Source organism: Streptomyces sp. NPDC058469, from assembly GCF_042721125.1.
Lineage (GTDB): Bacteria > Actinomycetota > Actinomycetes > Streptomycetales > Streptomycetaceae > Streptomyces.
This window is the reverse complement of record NZ_JBHXME010000128.1, coordinates 16,942-32,972: the sequence shown is the minus strand read 5'-3', so window position 1 is coordinate 32,972 and position 16,031 is coordinate 16,942. Positions and strand designations below refer to the sequence as shown.

14 protein-coding genes are annotated in these 16,031 nt (G+C 69.8%); 2 read left to right on the top strand and 12 right to left on the bottom strand.

Features of this window, described 5'->3' with window-relative positions:
* Positions 1 to 666, bottom strand: a 666-nt coding sequence (locus ACFWP5_RS38435) for an amino acid permease (RefSeq protein WP_384167752.1), incomplete at its 3' end; no start/stop codon positions are given.
* Between the two features lie 465 nt (positions 667 to 1,131).
* Between ACFWP5_RS38435 and ACFWP5_RS38430 the strand changes: the two genes are divergently transcribed.
* The gene (locus tag ACFWP5_RS38430; protein ID WP_384167749.1) at positions 1,132 to 2,727 is read left to right on the top strand and encodes an oleate hydratase; all 1,596 of its coding nucleotides are present in this window, start codon (positions 1,132 to 1,134) and stop codon (positions 2,725 to 2,727) included.
* 356 nt (positions 2,728 to 3,083) lie between these two features.
* Here the strand turns inward: ACFWP5_RS38430 and ACFWP5_RS38425 are convergent, their stop codons facing one another.
* Together ACFWP5_RS38425 and ACFWP5_RS38420 are read right to left on the bottom strand one after the other, a co-directional pair.
* Positions 3,084 to 3,380, bottom strand: a complete 297-nt coding sequence (locus tag ACFWP5_RS38425; RefSeq protein ID WP_384167746.1) for a hypothetical protein — start codon at positions 3,378 to 3,380, stop codon at positions 3,084 to 3,086.
* Positions 3,377 to 3,802 carry an STAS domain-containing protein gene (locus ACFWP5_RS38420; protein WP_384167743.1) on the bottom strand — a complete coding sequence of 142 codons (426 nt, stop codon included), beginning with the start codon at positions 3,800 to 3,802 and terminating at the stop codon, positions 3,377 to 3,379. The genes ACFWP5_RS38425 and ACFWP5_RS38420 overlap by 4 nt, the downstream gene beginning before the upstream one ends.
* Positions 3,803 to 4,244: 442 nt before the next feature.
* Here ACFWP5_RS38420 and ACFWP5_RS38415 point away from each other — a divergent pair, with 442 nt between their 5' ends.
* Positions 4,245 to 4,487, top strand: a complete 243-nt coding sequence (locus tag ACFWP5_RS38415) for a hypothetical protein (protein WP_384167740.1) — start codon at positions 4,245 to 4,247, stop codon at positions 4,485 to 4,487.
* An 80-nt stretch (positions 4,488 to 4,567) separates the two neighbouring features.
* Here ACFWP5_RS38415 and ACFWP5_RS38410 read toward each other — a convergent pair whose 3' ends face one another.
* The 9 genes from ACFWP5_RS38410 to ACFWP5_RS38370 all read right to left on the bottom strand — a co-directional run bounded on the left by ACFWP5_RS38410 (position 4,568) and on the right by ACFWP5_RS38370 (position 15,951).
* A complete protein-coding gene (locus tag ACFWP5_RS38410; RefSeq protein ID WP_384167737.1) occupies positions 4,568 to 5,077 on the bottom strand; it encodes a flavodoxin domain-containing protein in 510 nt (169 codons plus the stop codon).
* A gap of 21 nt (positions 5,078 to 5,098) precedes the next feature.
* On the bottom strand, positions 5,099 to 5,830 hold the full coding sequence (locus tag ACFWP5_RS38405; protein ID WP_384167734.1) for a CBS domain-containing protein: 732 nt from the start codon (positions 5,828 to 5,830) through the stop codon (positions 5,099 to 5,101).
* Positions 5,831 to 5,842: 12 nt separating this feature from the next.
* A complete protein-coding gene (locus tag ACFWP5_RS38400; RefSeq protein ID WP_384167731.1) occupies positions 5,843 to 8,533 on the bottom strand; it encodes a GNAT family N-acetyltransferase in 2,691 nt (896 codons plus the stop codon).
* A gap of 150 nt (positions 8,534 to 8,683) precedes the next feature.
* Positions 8,684 to 9,697 carry a type I glyceraldehyde-3-phosphate dehydrogenase gene (gene gap / locus ACFWP5_RS38395; protein WP_384167728.1) on the bottom strand — a complete coding sequence of 338 codons (1,014 nt, stop codon included), beginning with the start codon at positions 9,695 to 9,697 and terminating at the stop codon, positions 8,684 to 8,686.
* Positions 9,698 to 9,744: 47 nt separating this feature from the next.
* Entirely contained in the window at positions 9,745 to 12,126 is a 2,382-nt protein-coding gene (locus ACFWP5_RS38390) for a phosphoketolase (protein ID WP_384167725.1), read from the bottom strand.
* A 223-nt stretch (positions 12,127 to 12,349) separates the two neighbouring features.
* Entirely contained in the window at positions 12,350 to 13,222 is an 873-nt protein-coding gene (locus ACFWP5_RS38385) for a universal stress protein (RefSeq protein ID WP_384167722.1), read from the bottom strand.
* 5 nt (positions 13,223 to 13,227) lie between these two features.
* Positions 13,228 to 14,250, bottom strand: a complete 1,023-nt coding sequence (adhP, locus tag ACFWP5_RS38380; protein WP_384167719.1) for an alcohol dehydrogenase AdhP — start codon at positions 14,248 to 14,250, stop codon at positions 13,228 to 13,230.
* A 31-nt stretch (positions 14,251 to 14,281) separates the two neighbouring features.
* Positions 14,282 to 15,175 (bottom strand): universal stress protein, encoded by an 894-nt coding sequence (locus ACFWP5_RS38375; protein WP_384167717.1) that lies wholly within the window; start codon positions 15,173 to 15,175, stop codon positions 14,282 to 14,284.
* Positions 15,176 to 15,324: 149 nt separating this feature from the next.
* Entirely contained in the window at positions 15,325 to 15,951 is a 627-nt protein-coding gene (locus ACFWP5_RS38370) for a hypothetical protein (protein WP_384167714.1), read from the bottom strand.
* Between the last annotated feature and the right edge of the window lie 80 nt (positions 15,952 to 16,031).

The following is a 16,031-nucleotide window of genomic DNA, read 5'->3' as shown; positions in this document are numbered from 1 at the left end:
GTGCCCAGCTGCGGTTGGGGCAACCTCCAGGCCGATGTAGCTGAACAGGGCGATGGGAGCGGCGGCCGAGATCGCACCCATTGCCGATTGGCCACTGGCGTTGAACGAACCGAAGTTGTGCGGGTCGATGAACAGCAGGCCGATGGTGGCCATGAAGAGCAGCGGGACGAACTTCAGCACGGTGGTGAACACCTGGAAGGCACCCATGTTCCGTACGCCGGTGAGGTTGATCGCGGCGGGTATCCAGAGCCCGATCAGCGCGATGAGTATCGAAATCGCCGTCTTGTGGCCGGTGTTGACGAACACCTCGACATAGCCGACCCAGGCCACGACGATCGCGGCGTTCCCCGCCCATGCGGTGATCCAGTACGACCAGGCGTTGAGGAATCCGGCGAACTCACCGAAGGCCTCACGGGCGTAGACGTACGGTCCGCCGCTCCCCGGAACGCGCTTCGACAGCGCCCCGAAGGTCACCGCCAGAGCAAGGGCGCCCAGCGTGACGACCCCGAACGCCACGAGCGCGATCGGCCCGTACGGCGCGAGAGCCGAGGGGAGCGCGAACACTCCGGTCCCGATGATGGTGCCGACCACGAGCGCGGTCGCACCGGAGAGGCCGAGTGCCGCCTTGGGAACCGCCCCTTCACTGCTTCTTGGGGTCGTGGGCATGGTGGTGCTCCTTGTGCAGGTCGCTACAGGGAAATCGATCTGTGCCCGATCCTTCTCGGCGGCGGTGATCGTGATCAGTGGCCGAACATCCCCACCCGGGACCATTGGTCCCGGCCGTCAGGTCCCGAACGGCCCGTCGAGCGGCTGGTGGCCTGAGCGCGGCTCGTCGACGAACCGGCCCGTCAGGAGTCGAGATCTGTCACAGCGGCCCTACCCCTGGCAGAAGAAGCTCCCCAATACAGGGCCGTCGGCTACAGGGCCGTCGGCCGGTGGGCAGGGACCTCCGGCCCCTGCCCCCGCGATCACCCCGCGAGTTGGCTTGGTGGCCTGGCCGCCACGCTCGTCCCGAGCAGCCCGGCGCCACCCCGCGCCCCACACCGCAGAACCACAACGGGTGTCCGGCGCGCAGGATCCCGAACACTGTCGGCCGCCCGCACAACTCGGGCGGCAGAACGGAGGGACGTCATGGCAGACGCTCCGCGCTCATCCCACGCCTACCTCGTGGGCGGCGGCATCGCCTCCCTCGCGGCCGCCGCCTTCCTCGTCCGCGACGCGGACTTCCCCGGCGAGCACATCCACATCCTGGAGGAACTCCCCATCGCCGGCGGCTCGATGGACGGCCGCGGCGAACCCGCCGGATACGTCACCCGGGGCGGGCGGATGCTGGAGGAGGAGGCCTACACCTGCCTGTGGAACCTCCTGGAGACGATCCCCACCCTGACCGACGAAACGGTCTCGGTACGCGAGGAGACCACCGAGTTCAACGCCAAGTGGCCCACCGACGCCAAGGCCCGTCTGATCGGCCACGGCACCACGATCCTGGACGCCGCCGACTACGGCCTCGACACCCACGACCGCCTGGAACTGACCCGCCTGCTGGTGTTGCCCGAAGCGGTCATCGGCGCACGCAGGATCGAGGACTTCTTCTCCCCGCACTTCTTCGCCACCAACTTCTGGACGATGTGGCGCACCACCTTCGCCTTCCAGAACTGGCACAGCGCCATCGAGCTCAAGCGCTACTTCCTGCGCTTCATGCAGGAGTTCCCCCGCATGCACACCCTCGCCGGCGTGCGCCGCACCCGCCTCAACCAGTTCGACTCGATCATCCGGCCGCTTCGCACCTGGCTGGAAGCCCGCGGCGTGGTCTTCGAGTACGGCGTGCGGGTCACCGACGTCGACTTCACCACCGACGAGGAGGGCGTCCGGCGCGCACGACGCCTGCACCTCGAACGCGACGGGCACCCGGACACTTACGAACTCACCGCCGACGACTACGCGTTCCTCACCCTGGGCTCGATGACCGCCGACGCCACCTACGGCACTGGCGACACCGCGCCCGAACTGGTCCGCGACAAGAGGGACGGTGGCTGGCGACTCTGGGAGACCATCGCCGCCAAGGCCGACGACTTCGGCCGGCCCACCGCCTTCAACGGCAACGTGGACGAGGCCAAGTGGGAGTCCTTCACCCTCACCCTGCGCGACCCGCTGCTCCTGCACCGCATCGAGGAACTGTCCGGCAACCTCCCCGGCACGGGTGCGCTGATGACGTTCAAGGACTCCAACTGGCTGATGTCCGTCGTCGTGCCGCATGCTCCGCACTTCGACGGGCAGCGCGAGGACGTCTACACCCTGTGGGGCTACGGCCTGTTCACCGACCGCGACGGCGACTTCGTCGGCAAGCCGATGGCCGAGGCCACCGGCCGGGAGATCCTCACCGAACTCCTCGGCCACCTCGGCATGTCGGACATCGAGGAGCAGGTCGCGGCGACCACGACCGTGATCCCTGTGATGATGCCGTACATCACCAGCCAGTTCGCCCCGCGCACCGTGCACGACCGCCCTCTGGTCATCCCGCGCGGCTCCGCCAACTTCGCCTTCCTGGGCCAGTTCACGGAGATCCCCGAGGACGTGGTCTTCACCGTCGAGTACTCCGTGCGCGGCGCGATGCACGCCGTCTACGGCCTGTTCGGCCTCGACGACCACGAGATACCCGGTATCTACCACGCCCTGGCCGATCCGGCGACTGCCTTCAACGTGCTGAAGGCCGCGCTGATCTACTGAGGCAGACAACGCCGAAGGGCCCCACCGCAAACGATGGGGTCCTTCGGCATCATGCCCGATTGGATTTCGCCGCCACGCGCGGTGTACCTCCGGCTCCAAGTCACTGTGCTGGAGCGCAGGTTGCCATGGGACAACGGTTGCTGATCACGCGCCATGCCGTCGTGATCACAGGTAGCCGAAACGGACTCTTACGTTGGCAATTGCCTCAGTTCCAGCGGTACGCGAGCCTTCACAGATCCGGGCCGGAGACCAAAAGCATCCAAGGCGTTGCTGTTCTCATCGACATTTCCAGGCCCTGTGATCGCTAAGTGCTGCCCAGAACCATCGTCAAACGTTGCCCACTCCCACTTACAGAATCAGACGGGCCTGGATGTCGTCAGTAACAGCACGCGCGCGGAATCTCCCTGCTGGGGCGGCTGCGTCCGTTCACGCCGGATGTCGCCGGTGAGACGGTTCAGGAAGTCGTCGCGGCTGCGGCTGCGGTGCGCCTCAGCGGCGGACGTTTCACGGGAGTCGACGTACGGATCCGCCAGCTCCCCGCTCAGGCCCTGTGCGTGCCAGCGGTTCACCCGGTGCAACCGCACCGCGTCCATGGTGGACGACTCGCCTGAACGGGGCTTGTGCGGCTGCCTCTGCTCCGGCTGGGCTGTCATCGCGCATCGCCCGAGATGACAGCCACCAGCGGAACACTCCGGTGCGGCGGGGCCGGAGCAGCTGGGGCAGGGGCGTCTCCGAGTGACGGTGGCAGATGCCCGACCGGGGGGCCGAGGAGCAGGAACCCGGAGCCGGTGACGTCGAATATCAGGTCCAGTGTCGGTGGCGGGTGGTGCAGTTGCAGGGTCCCGCCGGCCTCGGTGGTCTTCTGCGCAGCGTAGAGGAAGGTATTTAGGCCGCTGCAGTCGCAGAAGGTCACGGTGGTGAGGTCGATGTCGATGGTGCGGATGTCGTCGCTCAAGCACCGTGCCAGTGCTGCGCGCACCCGCGGGGTCGATTCCAGGTCGATCTCACCGACCAGGGTGATCAGTGCCCGGTTGCGTCGGTCATGACGGTAGATGGTGAGCCGTGGGAGGGGCATGACGCCTCGGTTCAGAAGACCATCCGGCAGCGAGGTGCGGATGCCGGGTTTCCCGGCTCCTCTTGGCGTGCTGCTGGCAGGGGCGTACGTTCGGCGAAGGCAGAGCGACGGCCGGTCCGAGGGCCTGCGCGACAGGACCGGGAACCCACCCGGTTCCCTCCAGGGATGCGCCGGTGGCGGACGAAAGGTCCGCTCCCCGCAGCCATCTGTGTCGAGAAACGACAAGCCGCCGGGGTCTGGGACGCCTGGACGGCAGCATAGTCCTGGCCCAGTGCGGCAGACGGTCCGAAGCCACCCCATCTCAGGATGTGGACGGCGTCGAGGGCCAGTGGCGCACTCATGTCCGGTTCCCTGCACGGTACTTGGGAGAGTGGCACGAGCAAGGCGGCCGTCAGCCGCTCGGGTATGGCAGTCCGTCGACCGCCCGAGGAGATGGCTTCGCATGACGGAGCCGAACGGTTCAACCCTGCAGAAATCCGATCCAGGTCACGGACACCACTGGGCGCACCGCCGCCGACGTCATGGTCAAAGCCACGTCCGGTACCAGCATGCGCGGCACCTTCGACGTGACGTTCCCTACAAGGCCACCCGCGCCGGCCCGGGCCTGCTCACCTCGTACGTCCTGTCGCCCAAGGACAGCGGGACGGTCACCTTCGACACCCTGCCCCTGACGGTGAACCGCTGACACCGGTCTGCGGCATGGAACAGCCCGGCGAATCGGTGCCGCGCCGGGGCTGTTCCATGCCAAGGAGAGGTACAGCAACTTCAGTCCTCCGCCTGCTCTTTCAGCAACTCGTCCGCGATCCGCGCCGCCCACGCCTCGATCGCGCCGAAGTCGCGGAAGTCTCCGCCCTTCCCGTTGCGCACGATCGACTGGGCGATGCGCCCCTTGGCGCCCTCCTCCAGGCAGCCACCGAAGGTGGCATGGTCCCTGGCCCCGAGCCGGGTCATGGCACGCCGTACGCCGTGCACGGGCGGGATGTCCCGCTCCGAGGCCGAGGCGTCGAGTGGGCCGCTGCTGAAGAACCACAGCGGGCGCTCAGCCAGTTGGCGGCTGTGCCGGCTCACGAACCGGCGGGCGTCGCGGTGCCAGCGGCCGGCGTAGAGCCCGCTGCCGACCACCACGGCGCCGTATGCCGTCACGTCCACGACGGACCTGGCAGGCAACAGGTCGGCGGCGAGTCCCTCCTTACGCAGGACCTCGGTCACGGCCTCGGCGATCTGCGCGGTCGATCCGTTCGTCGTCCCGTAGGCGACCAGCACGCTGGTGGGCATGACGGTTCGCCTCCTCTCAGTTCACAGGTGGCGCACCCAGGCCTCGGAGACACCGTGGTAGGTCTGCTCCTCGGGCCGGGTGCGGGAGTCGTCCGTCCGGTAGGAGAGCGTGTCGACGACAGCCACGACACCGTCGATCTGACGGGCCATGGAGACGGCGATCTCCGTCTCGCTCTTGCGTTCCATGGGGCCGGAGAGCGTGACGACGCCCTCCACCACGGAGACGTCGATGGTGCTCGGCGCCAGCCACAGGGCGCGTACCAGCACCTCTTGGACGACCTCGTCGCGGATCTCCGCGTCGGGCCGCAGGAAGACCTGGAGCACATCGCGGCGGGTGACGATGCCAACGAGCCGCTGCTCCTCGTCGAGAACGGGCAGCCGCTCCACGCGGTGCTGGGCCATGGTCCGGGCGGCCTCGACGATGGTGTCGTCGGCGTACACGGTGACGGGTGGCGCGGTCATCAGCCGGCCGGCGGTGCGGGCCGTTGCCTTCGCGGCGCGCAGTCTGGCGCCGCGCGTCAGGTCGGCGAACCGGAACCGCTTCTTCGGCTCGTACGGGTCGGGTGCCTCGGTCTGGTGGGCCATCAGGTCCGTCTCGGAGATGACTCCGATGACCTGATCGTCCTCGTCGACCACGGGCATGCCGCTGATGCGGTGCTCGCCGAGCAGGCGTGCCACCTCTTTGAACGGCGTTCCGTAGCTGGCGCGAACGACCTCCGTGGTCATCACGGAGCCGACCTTGTTGTGCTTCATGGTGTTCCCTCCTCAGCGAAGTCGGCGCAGATACGGGTCCTGCGGCCTGTTGGGCAGCAGGCGCACGCGGGCATCGAGGACGGAGACTCCGCCCGGTGCCGCGAGTACGGGGTTGAAGTCGGCCTCGGCCAGCTGCGGCAGGTCGCTCGCCATCCGGGACAGCCGCAGCAGCAGCTGTTCGAGGCCCGCGAGGTCGACGGGCGGGCTGCCGTGCGCGCCGAACAGGAGCGGTGCGCAGCGCGGGGCCGTGATCAGGTCGTGCACGTCGTGGTCGGTGAGCGGGGCGAGTCGGGCGGTGTGGTCGGCGAGGATCTCGGTCGCGGTACCGCCGAGGCCGAAGAGGACGAGCGGTCCGAAGACCTGGTCCTGAACCACACCGGCGAACAGCTCGGTGCCGCGCTCGGCGAGCGGCTGCACGACCACGCCCGTCAGCAGTCCGGCGAACCGGGTCTCCAAGTCCCGGAAGGCTGCGCGCACTTGGGAGTCGCCGCACAGGTCGAGGTGGACGGCGTGCTGTTCGCTCTTGTGCAGCAGGCCCGGCCAGTGGCCCTTCATGACCACCCGGCCGTCGGCGCCGCGCAGCCGGTCGGCGGCGAGGACGGCCTCGTCCTCGGTCTCCGCCCAGGCCCAGGCCAGCTGGGGAACGCCGTAGCAGCCGAGGAGTTCGGCGCACTCGCGCGGGCCGAGCCAGCCGCCGTCCGGGTTCGCTTCGAGGTAGGCCTCGACGACGCTGTGGGCGCGCGCGGTGTCGACTCCGTCGAGGTCGGGAATCGTCCCGGCGGGCCGGGCGAGCCAGGCCGCGCGGTTGGCGGCGTGGGCCAACGCCCGCGCCGCCGCCTGCGGTTCGGCGTAGGCGGGGACAGTGCGGTCGTCGGTGGTGGGCAACAGCTCGACGGGCAGGGCCTGTTCGAGCCGGACCACGACAACCGGCTTGGGCCTGTGTCCCGTTGCGCGGGTCAACGCCCGGACGAGGTCGTCGCCGGTCGCCTCGGCGACCGCCGTGGGGACCAGGGCCACGAGGACGGCGTCGACGCCGGCGTGCCGCATGATGCGGTCCACGCAGTCCTTGAGCTGCTCCTCCGAGACGGCCGCGGTGGCGTCGACGGGGTTGCCGACCGCGGCGCCCTCGGGCAGTACGGCGAGCAGGTCGTCGACGAGTTCGGCGGTCGGCATCGGCAGGCTGAGCCCGGCCTCGGCGCAGGCGTCGGCCGCGAGGACACCCGCTCCCCCGGCGTTGGTGACGATCGCGACGCGGGATCCGGTCGGCAGCGGCTGGGAGTGCAACAGGGCAGCGGCTTCCAGGAGTTCACCAACGGAGCGGGCGGCGGTGATGCCTGCCTGGGTGAACAGCGCCCCGCGCGTCATGGTGCGGGTGGCCGCGGCGGCGGTGTGCGAGGCGGCGGCACGGCGGCCCGCGTCGGTGCGACCCGCGTCGACAGTGAGGACGGGCATACGGCGGGTCACGCGGCGCGCGGTGCGGGAGAACGCCCGCGGGTTGCCGAAGGACTCCAGGTGCAGCAGTGCGAGGTCGGTGGTGCCGTCGCTCTCCCACCACTGGAGCATGTCGTTGCCGCTGACGTCGAACTTGTCGCCCAGCGAGGCGAAGGTCGAGACGCCGATGCCGAGCCGGGACAGCCCGTCGAGCAGGGCGATGCCGACGCCGCCGGACTGCACGGCGATGCCCGCGGTGCCGGAGCTGGGGTGATTGGCGGCGAAGGTCGCGTCGAGGTTCAGTTCCGGGTCGGTGTTGGAGACACCGAGGCAGTTGGGGCCGACAAGCCGCATGCCGTACGTCCGGCAGGCCGCCGTCAGCGCCTGGGCCTGGGCCGCGTCGAGTCCCGCGGTGACGACGAGGAGGGCGCGTGCGCCCGCCTTGCCGCACTCCTCGGCGGTGGCCGGGACGGCGGCTGCGGGTACGGCGACGATCACGAGGTCGGGCGTCCTGGGCAGCGCGCTGACCGAGGGATGGCTCGGCACGCCGAGGATCGAGGTGGCCGCGGGGTTCACCGCGAAGAGGCGGCGGGTGAAGCCGCCGGCTTTCAGATGGTGCAGGATCGCCCGGCCCACAGAACCGGCCTTGCGTCCGGCACCGACAACGGCGACCGCGTCGGGCCGCAGCAGCGGTACGAGGCTGGCGACATCGGCGGCTCGGCCGCGCGCCTCGGTGGCCGACAGGTAGTTCTCGTCCTCGTCGAGTTCGATGGTGCAGCGCATCTCGGGGCCCTCGAAGCGGCGGGCGGTGCGCAGACCGAGGTCGGCGAAGAGCCGCAGGACCTCGCGGTTCTCACTGAGCGCGTCGGCCGTGAACGTAGTGACGCCCTCGGCGCGGGCGGCGGAGACCAGGTGCTCGACGAGGAGGGTGCCGACGCCCCGGTGATGCAGTCCGTCGGCCACCGCGATGGAGATGTCGGCCGCTGCCCCCGTGCCGCCGGTGTCGTACTCGGCGAGCCCGATCACCTGGCCCATGGTCTCGGCCAGCAGGGCTCGGTATCCGGGGTGCGGCCGGCAGGCCCGGTCGGCAGCCATCTCGGCGGACCGGCGGCTCAGCCCGAAGAACCGCAGTCGCAGGTTCTCCGGGGACATCTCCTCGTAGAGCCCCTGCAGTTGGTCGTGGTCGCCCGCCACGACGGGACGGATGCACACGGTGGTGCCGTCCGCGAGCAGGGCATGGACGGTGGGTCGGCTGAGCGTGTCGTCCGTCATCACGGGTCTCCTCCAAGGTTCTTCGGCACTTCGAGCGTCCCGCGGAACGGAGAGAGGCCCCATGGGCTGCCTGGGGGCGGACCATGGGGCCTATCGGCCCTCAGGAACCCGCCGCACAGGCCCGCCGCACGGGGCCTCTCGCGGTCGTGCTCAGTCGTCGGCGACCAGCGCCGTCAGGTCGAGGAGGCGGTTGGTGTAGCCCCACTCGTTGTCGTACCAGCCGAAGACCTTCACCAGGGTGCCGTTCGCCTGCGTGAGCGCCGGGTCGAAGATGCACGACGCGGGGTCGCCGATGACGTCACGCGAGACGATCGGGGCCTTCGTGACGCGGAGGATGCCGTTCAACGGGCCGTCCGCCGCCTCGGCGAAAGCGGCGTTGACCTCCTCCGCCGTCGTCTCGCGGTTCAGCACCACCGCGAGGTCGGTGAGCGATCCGTCCTCCACCGGGACACGTACGGCGATGCCGTCCAGGGCGCCCGCCAGATCCGGCATCACAAGCCCGACCGCGCGGGCCGCGCCGGTGCTGGTCGGGATGATGCTCAGCGCCGCGGAACGGGCCCGGCGCAGGTCCTTGTGCGGGCCGTCGAGCAGGGACTGGTCGTTGGTGTAGCCGTGGATGGTGGTCATCATGCCGCGCTCGATGCCGAAGGTCTCGTGGAGCACCTTCACCATCGGGGCGACACAGTTCGTGGTGCAGGACGCCGCTGAGACGATCCGGTCGCTGTGCCGGTCGTAGGCGTCGTCGTTGACGCCCATCACGATGGTGGCGTCCACGTTCTTGCCCGGAGCCGAGAGCAGCACCGTATGGGCGCCGCCCTTGAGGTGGAGGGCGGCGGCGTCGCGGTCGCGGAAGCGTCCGGTGGACTCGACGACGATGCTCGCGCCGTAGTCGGACCAGCGCAGGCCGGCCGGGTCGCGTTCGGCGCTGACAGCGATCCGCCTGCCGTCGACGGTGATCGAGCTGTCGTCGTGGCTGACCTCCCGGCCGATGCGCCCGAACGTCGAGTCGTACTCCAGGAGGTGGGCCAGGGTGGCGGCCGAGGTGATGTCGTTGATCGCGACCACCTCGACGTCCTGGGTGCCCGCCTCGGCGCGGTCCAGTGCCGCGCGCAGATAAGTGCGACCTATCCGGCCGAAGCCGTTGATACCGACGCGTACGGTCATGACGGTGAACTCCTTTACGTCGCACAGGGGTTGCGAGGGAGGGCGGGTCAGGCGTTCCAGGTCCAGTCCGCGACCTCGGGCAGGTCGGTGCCGTGCTCGCGGATCCAGGCGTGGTGGCGGGTGCGGGCGTCGGCCATGGTCTGGCGGACGGCGGCGGCGCGTACCGCGAGGCCGGGGACGCGGTCGATGACGTCCATGACGAGGCGGTAGCGGTCGAGGTCGTTGCGGACGACCATGTCGAACGGCGTGGTCGTGGTGCCGGACTCCTTGTAGCCGCGCACATGCAGGTTCGCGTGGCCCGCGCGGCGGTAGGCGAGCCGGTGGATGAGCCACGGGTAGCCGTGGTAGGCGAAGATGACCGGCTTGTCGGCGGTGAAGAGGCCGTCGTACTCGAAGTCGCTCATGCCGTGCGGGTGTTCCTCGCGCGGCAGCAGCCGGGTCATGTCGACCACGTTCACGACACGCACGGCGAGCCCGGGCAGGTGGCGGCGCAGCAACTGGGCGGCGGCCAGTACCTCCAGGGTGGGGACGTCGCCGGCGCAGGCGAGGACGACATCCGGTTCGCCGCCGTTCACCGTGCCCGCCCACTCCCAGATTCCGGCGCCGCGCGCGCAGTGGGCGCGGGCCTGGTCCATGGAGAGCCAGTCGTGGCAGGGCTGCTTGCCGGCGACGACCACGTTGACGTAGTCGCGGCTGCGCAGGACGTGATCTGCCACCGACAGCAGGGTGTTGGCGTCCGGCGGCAGGTAGACCCGTACGACCTCGGGGCTCTTGTTGAGGACGTGGTCGACGAAACCGGGGTCCTGGTGCGAGAAGCCGTTGTGGTCCTGGCGCCACACGTGCGAGGTCAGCAGGTAGTTGAGGGAGGCGATGGGCGCCCGCCACGGCAACTCCCTCGATGTCTTCAGCCACTTGATGTGCTGGTTGACCATCGAGTCGACGATGTGCACGAAGGCCTCGTAGCAGGAGAACATGCCGTGCCGACCGGTGAGGAGATAGCCCTCCAGCCAGCCCTGGCAGGTGTGTTCGGAGAGGATCTCCATCACGCGGCCGTGGCGGTCCAAGTGTTCGTCGACCGGCAGGAGTTCGGCCTGCCAGGCCTTGCCACTGGCGTTGAACACGGCCTGCAGGCGGTTGGAGGCGGTCTCGTCGGGGCCGACGAGACGGAAGTCGCGGCTCGCCGAGGTGTCGTGCATGACCTTTTCCAAGAGGTCGCCGAGGATGCGGGTGGGCTCGTGCAGGGTCGTTCCCGGCTTGTCGACCGGGACCGCGAACCGGTCCAGGGACGGAATCGGCAGATCCCGCACGAGGAGACCGCCGTTGGCGTACGGGCTGGAGCCGAGCCGCTTGGTGCCCTCGGGCACACAGGCGAGGACGTCCTCGACGGGTCGGCCCTCGGCACCGAACAGTTTCTCCGGGTGGTAGGAGCGCAGCCACGCCTCCAACTGCCGTAGGTGCTCAGGGTTTTCACGCACCTCGGACAGCGGGACCTGGTGCGCGCGCCAGGTGCCCTCGACCGGGACGCCGTCGACCTCGCCGGGTCCGGTCCAGCCCTTGGGCGTACGCAGCACGATCACGGGCCAGTGCACCCGCTCGGTGACGCCGTCCTCGCGGGCGGTCCGCTGCATCACGGCGATGCGATCCAGCGCGTCGTCGAACGCGGCGGCCATGGCGCGGTGCACCTTGAGCGGGTCGTCGCCGGTGACGTGGATCGGCTCGTGTCCGTAGCCGCGCAGCAGCTCGTCGAGTTCGGACTCGGGGAGGCGGGACAGCACCGTCGGGTTGGCGATCTTGTAGCCGTTGAGGTGCAGGATCGGCAGGACGGCGCCGTCGTGGACGGGGTCGAGGAACTTGTTGGAGTGCCAGGCGGCAGCGAGCGGGCCGGTCTCCGCCTCGCCGTCGCCGATCACGCAGGCGACCAGGAGGTTCGGGTTGTCGAAGGCGGCGCCGTAGGCGTGGGCGAGCGAGTATCCCAGCTCGCCTCCTTCGTGGATGGACCCCGGGGTTTCCGGCGCCACGTGGCTCGGCACGCCGCCGGGGAAGGAGAACTGCTTGAAGAGCCTCTCCATCCCGGCCCCGTCGCGGCTCACGTTCGGATAGGTCTCGCTGTAGCTGCCCTCCAGCCAGGAGTTGGCGAGCACGGAAGGGCCACCGTGTCCTGGCCCCCACACGCACAGCGCGTCCAGATCACGTGCCTTGATCACCCGGTTGAGGTGGGTGTAGACGAGGTTGAGCCCGGGCGAGGTACCCCAGTGGCCCAGCAGTCTCGGCTTGATGTGCTCGGGCCGGAGGGGCTCGGTGAGCAGCGCGTTCGCCATCAGGTAGATCTGGCCTGCGGCAAGGTAGTTGGCGGCTCGCCAGTGGGCGTCCAGGGTGCGCAGTTCGTCGTCGGAGAGTCCGGTCGCGTCCGGGTGTTCGGCCTTGTTCATCAGTGGCTCCGGGAGTCATCGGCATGGGGCAAGGGCAGGAAAAGCGGCATGGCAGGCAAAGTGCGGCGAGGCTGCCGCGCCGGCCGTACGTGGGACAACTGCTCGCATTACAAGTGGAGTTGGTGACCCGCCGCAGCGCTGAGAGCACCGGGCGTCCGCCGCGCGATCTGCGGACCTGCGTACCCGATCACGCGGCGAGTCTCCGAGCAGGTGGTCAGCGCGTTCATGCATGCTCGGGCACGATGGCGACCGGGCAGGCGGAGTGGTGCAGCACTCCGTGTGCCACCCGGCCCAGTTGGAGCCCGTAGTGCCCGGGGCGGCGCTTGGCCCCGACGACCAGGAGGTCGGCGTCCCGTGAGGCGTCCACAAGCACGGTCCGAGTGTGGCCTTCGACCGTACGGCGGTGAGATGCGACATCGGCGGGAACGTCCTGAAGCGCCGCTTCCAGCGCCTCCACTGCCTGCTGCTCGTGCAGTCGGGCGGGTTCGCCGGCCATCAGCGGATGGTCGGTGGACTCGTGCGCGGGCCAGCGCCAGGCCCGTACGGCCTCCACCTGCACCCCACATCGCCGCGCCTCCTCGAAGGCGAAGCGCACCGCCGCCGAGCCCGCCGGCTTCTCTCCGACACCCACGACAATGCGGCCGTGCGTGCCGGTCCGGGCCTGGTTGTCGTGGTCGCCGCGCACGACGATCATCGGACACTGCGCGTATCCGGCCACGATCAGGCTCACGGAACCCAGGAGCGCCTCGGCGAGACCGCTCCGGCCACGGGTACCCGTCACCAGCACCGACGCGCTGCGGCTCTCCCGCACCAGCGCGTACTCGGGTTCCTCCGCCAACACCTCGACACTCACGTCGAGTTCCGGTTGGCGGCGACGTGCCCGGCGTGCGGCGGTGTCGACGACATCCTCGGCCAACACCTGCTCGTCGGGCTTGGCGAGATCCTCGGCGATCGAAGTGCCTTCGTAGCGCTCCCACAGCGAGGCGTACACCACCTTCAGCGGGATTCCGCGCAGCGCGGCCTCGTCGGCCGCCCAGTCGACGGCGCGCAGACTCGGCTCGGAGCCGTCCACGCCCACGACAATGGGGAGCGTCATCGTGGTCACCGCCCCGCCGTGAAGTCGAAGACGATCCGGGCCTTGATCTCGCCGCGCAGCACGTCGGCGATGGACTCGTTGACGGTGTCCAGCGACCGAGTCTGGTAGATGACCTTCGTACGGCCCGCCGCGTGCAACCGGAAGACCTCGTCGAGGTCCTGGCGGGTACCGACGATCGAACCGATCACCGAGGTGCCGCCCAGGACGGTGTCGAAGATCGGGACCTGGATGGTGCCGTGCGCGGGCAGGGCGACCATGACGAGCTTGCCGCCGCGCCGCAGACCGGAGTTGACGGCGGCGAACGCGGCCTCGTTCACGGCAAGCGCGATGGCGGCGTGAGCACCGCCATGCTGCTTGAGGACCTGGCCGACGTCCTCCTTGCGGGCGTCGATGACGAGGTCGGCGCCGAGTTCGGCGGCCAGTTCGAGCTTCTCGTCGGTGACGTCGATCGCCGCGACGGTCGCCCCGGCGATCTTCGCGTACTGCACCGCCAGGTGGCCGAGCCCGCCGACGCCGGAGATCGCGACGAGCTGGGCGGGGCGGACGCCGGCGACCTTGAGGGCCTTGTACGTCGTGACGCCCGCGCAGGTCAGCGGGGCGGCCTCGATCGCGCTGACGCCGTCGGGCACCGGCTGGGCGAAGTCGGCCCAGGCCAGCATCTTCTCGGCGTAGCCGCCGTCGCAGCCGTAGCCGGTGTTGATCTGCTGCTCGCACAGCGTCTCCCAGCCGGACAGGCAGTGCTCGCACCGCCCGCAGGCCCAGCCGAGCCACGGCACGGCGACCCGTTGCCCGATGGTCAGGTGGGTGACGCCGTCGCCGAGCTTCTCGACGAGGCCGACGCCCTCGTGGCCGGGCACGAACGGCGGGTTCGGCTTGACCGGCCAGTCGCCGCGCGCGGCGTGGATGTCGGTGTGACACAGCCCGGACGCCTCGACACGGACGCGCACCTCGCCGGGGCCGGGCTCGGGATCGGGGCGCTCCTCTATGACGAGGGGCTCGCCGAACGCTCGTACAACGGCTGCCTTCATGACTGCTGCTCCTCAAACGGATGGGGGTGGGTCAGTCGTGTGCGACGACGGCCACGGGGGCGGTGGAGTGGTGCAGGACGCCGTGCGCGACGGGGCCGATGTGGGCGCCAAGCGCACCTCGGCGGATACGGCGGCCGATGACGACGAGGGAGGCCGCGCGGGAGGCGTCCACCAGGTGATCGGCGGCGCTGCCGACGCGCGGTTCCAGGACGACCTCGGTGCCGGGGTGCTTCTGCCTCCACGGGCGCAGGGCTTGAGTGAGGGAATCGGTCTCCTCGCGGGAGAGTTCCTCGTGCAGGCCCGCGTCCAGCGCGAAGCCGTAGGCGTAGTACGGCGGAAGGTTCCAGCCGTAGACGACGCGCAGGGTGGTGCCGTGCCGGGCGGCCTCGGCGAACGCGAACTCGATCACCGCGTCGGCGGGCCCCTCGGCGTCGAGGCCGAGGACCACGGGCCGGTTCGAGGCGGCAGACGCGGGGCTCGTCCCATCCTCGTCGGCGGCCTGTTCGTCAGCTCGGACCAGGACCACGGGCAGTTCGGCGCGCGCTACGACGGAGAGACCGACCGAACCGACGAGGAATCCGCCGACACCGCTCAGTCCACGCGAGCCGAGAACCAGCAGGTCGGCATCCTTCGCGGCATCCACCAGCGCGTCCGAGGGCGTGCCGGTCACCTGCTCCACGGTCACGTCTACACCGGGGTGGTGCAGCCTCAGTCCCTCGCCCGCCTCGCGCGGAATCCGCTCGCTCCAGTGCTGCTGCGTCTCGGCGCCCATCAGCGGGGCCTGGGCCAGCGGGTCCGGGACGGGCTCCCAGACATGGACGATCTTCAGTGGCAGATCGCGCAGTTCCGCCTCGCGGGCCGCCCATTCGGCGGCGGCTCGGCTCTCGGGTGAACCATCGAGACCTGTGACCACACTGCGGACCATGGTTCTTCCTCCTCAACGGGATGTGATTCCAGCTTCGTGGCGTAGGGGTTCCCGCAGCAGGGGCCGCAGGTCCCCGACAGGGACCGATCGGCCCAATGGGCAGCCGGAGGATGGGGCCCCTCGCGAGGGGCCCACCGTTTCTCCTGCGGTCAGCGCAGCCAGGCGTGGTCGCGGACGATGGGCAGCGTGGCCCAGACCTTGCCGAGACCCCAGGTGGCGCCGGCGCCCGCCGCCGCGAGGGCGATCAGAACGACGGCATAGATGAGGTGGTAGTCGGCGAACGGGTTCGACGACATGCTCACCGTGCCGTCCGACAGGTGCTTCGCAGGCGGCCACTCAGCGATCCACATCAACGCCATCATCGCCGTACCCGCCACAGCAGCCAGCCGCAACGCGACACCGGCAACCAGCGCGACACCGACGCCCAGCAGACCGAGCATGAACAGCCAGTTCACCCAACCGGCACCGGCCCAGTCATGGAACGTCGACTCCATCGGACCGGCAGCAACTGAACTCAGGAAGCCCTTGGTGGGCGAACCGCCGTCGATCCAGCCCTTGCCGGACGGCGTCGCGTAACCGAACCCGAACGTCTTGTCCAGGAACGCCCACAAGAAAACGAACCCGGTGAGCAGGCGCAGAGATGCGAACGCGTAAGCACGCGTCACGGTGGTCGCCGTGGCGGCTGCCGTCACGGCGCCGTCCGACGCCGAGCCGTTCCTGCGGAACGTGGGCAGGTGGAAGCCGGAGCTGCGGTGCGGGTGCTCGTGCACAGCCATGATCGTGGTCCCTTCGAGGTGTCGGGTCGTTCGTTGCACCCCTGACTCTTGTGCGCCGGGCCGTCCTCCACCTGATGCCG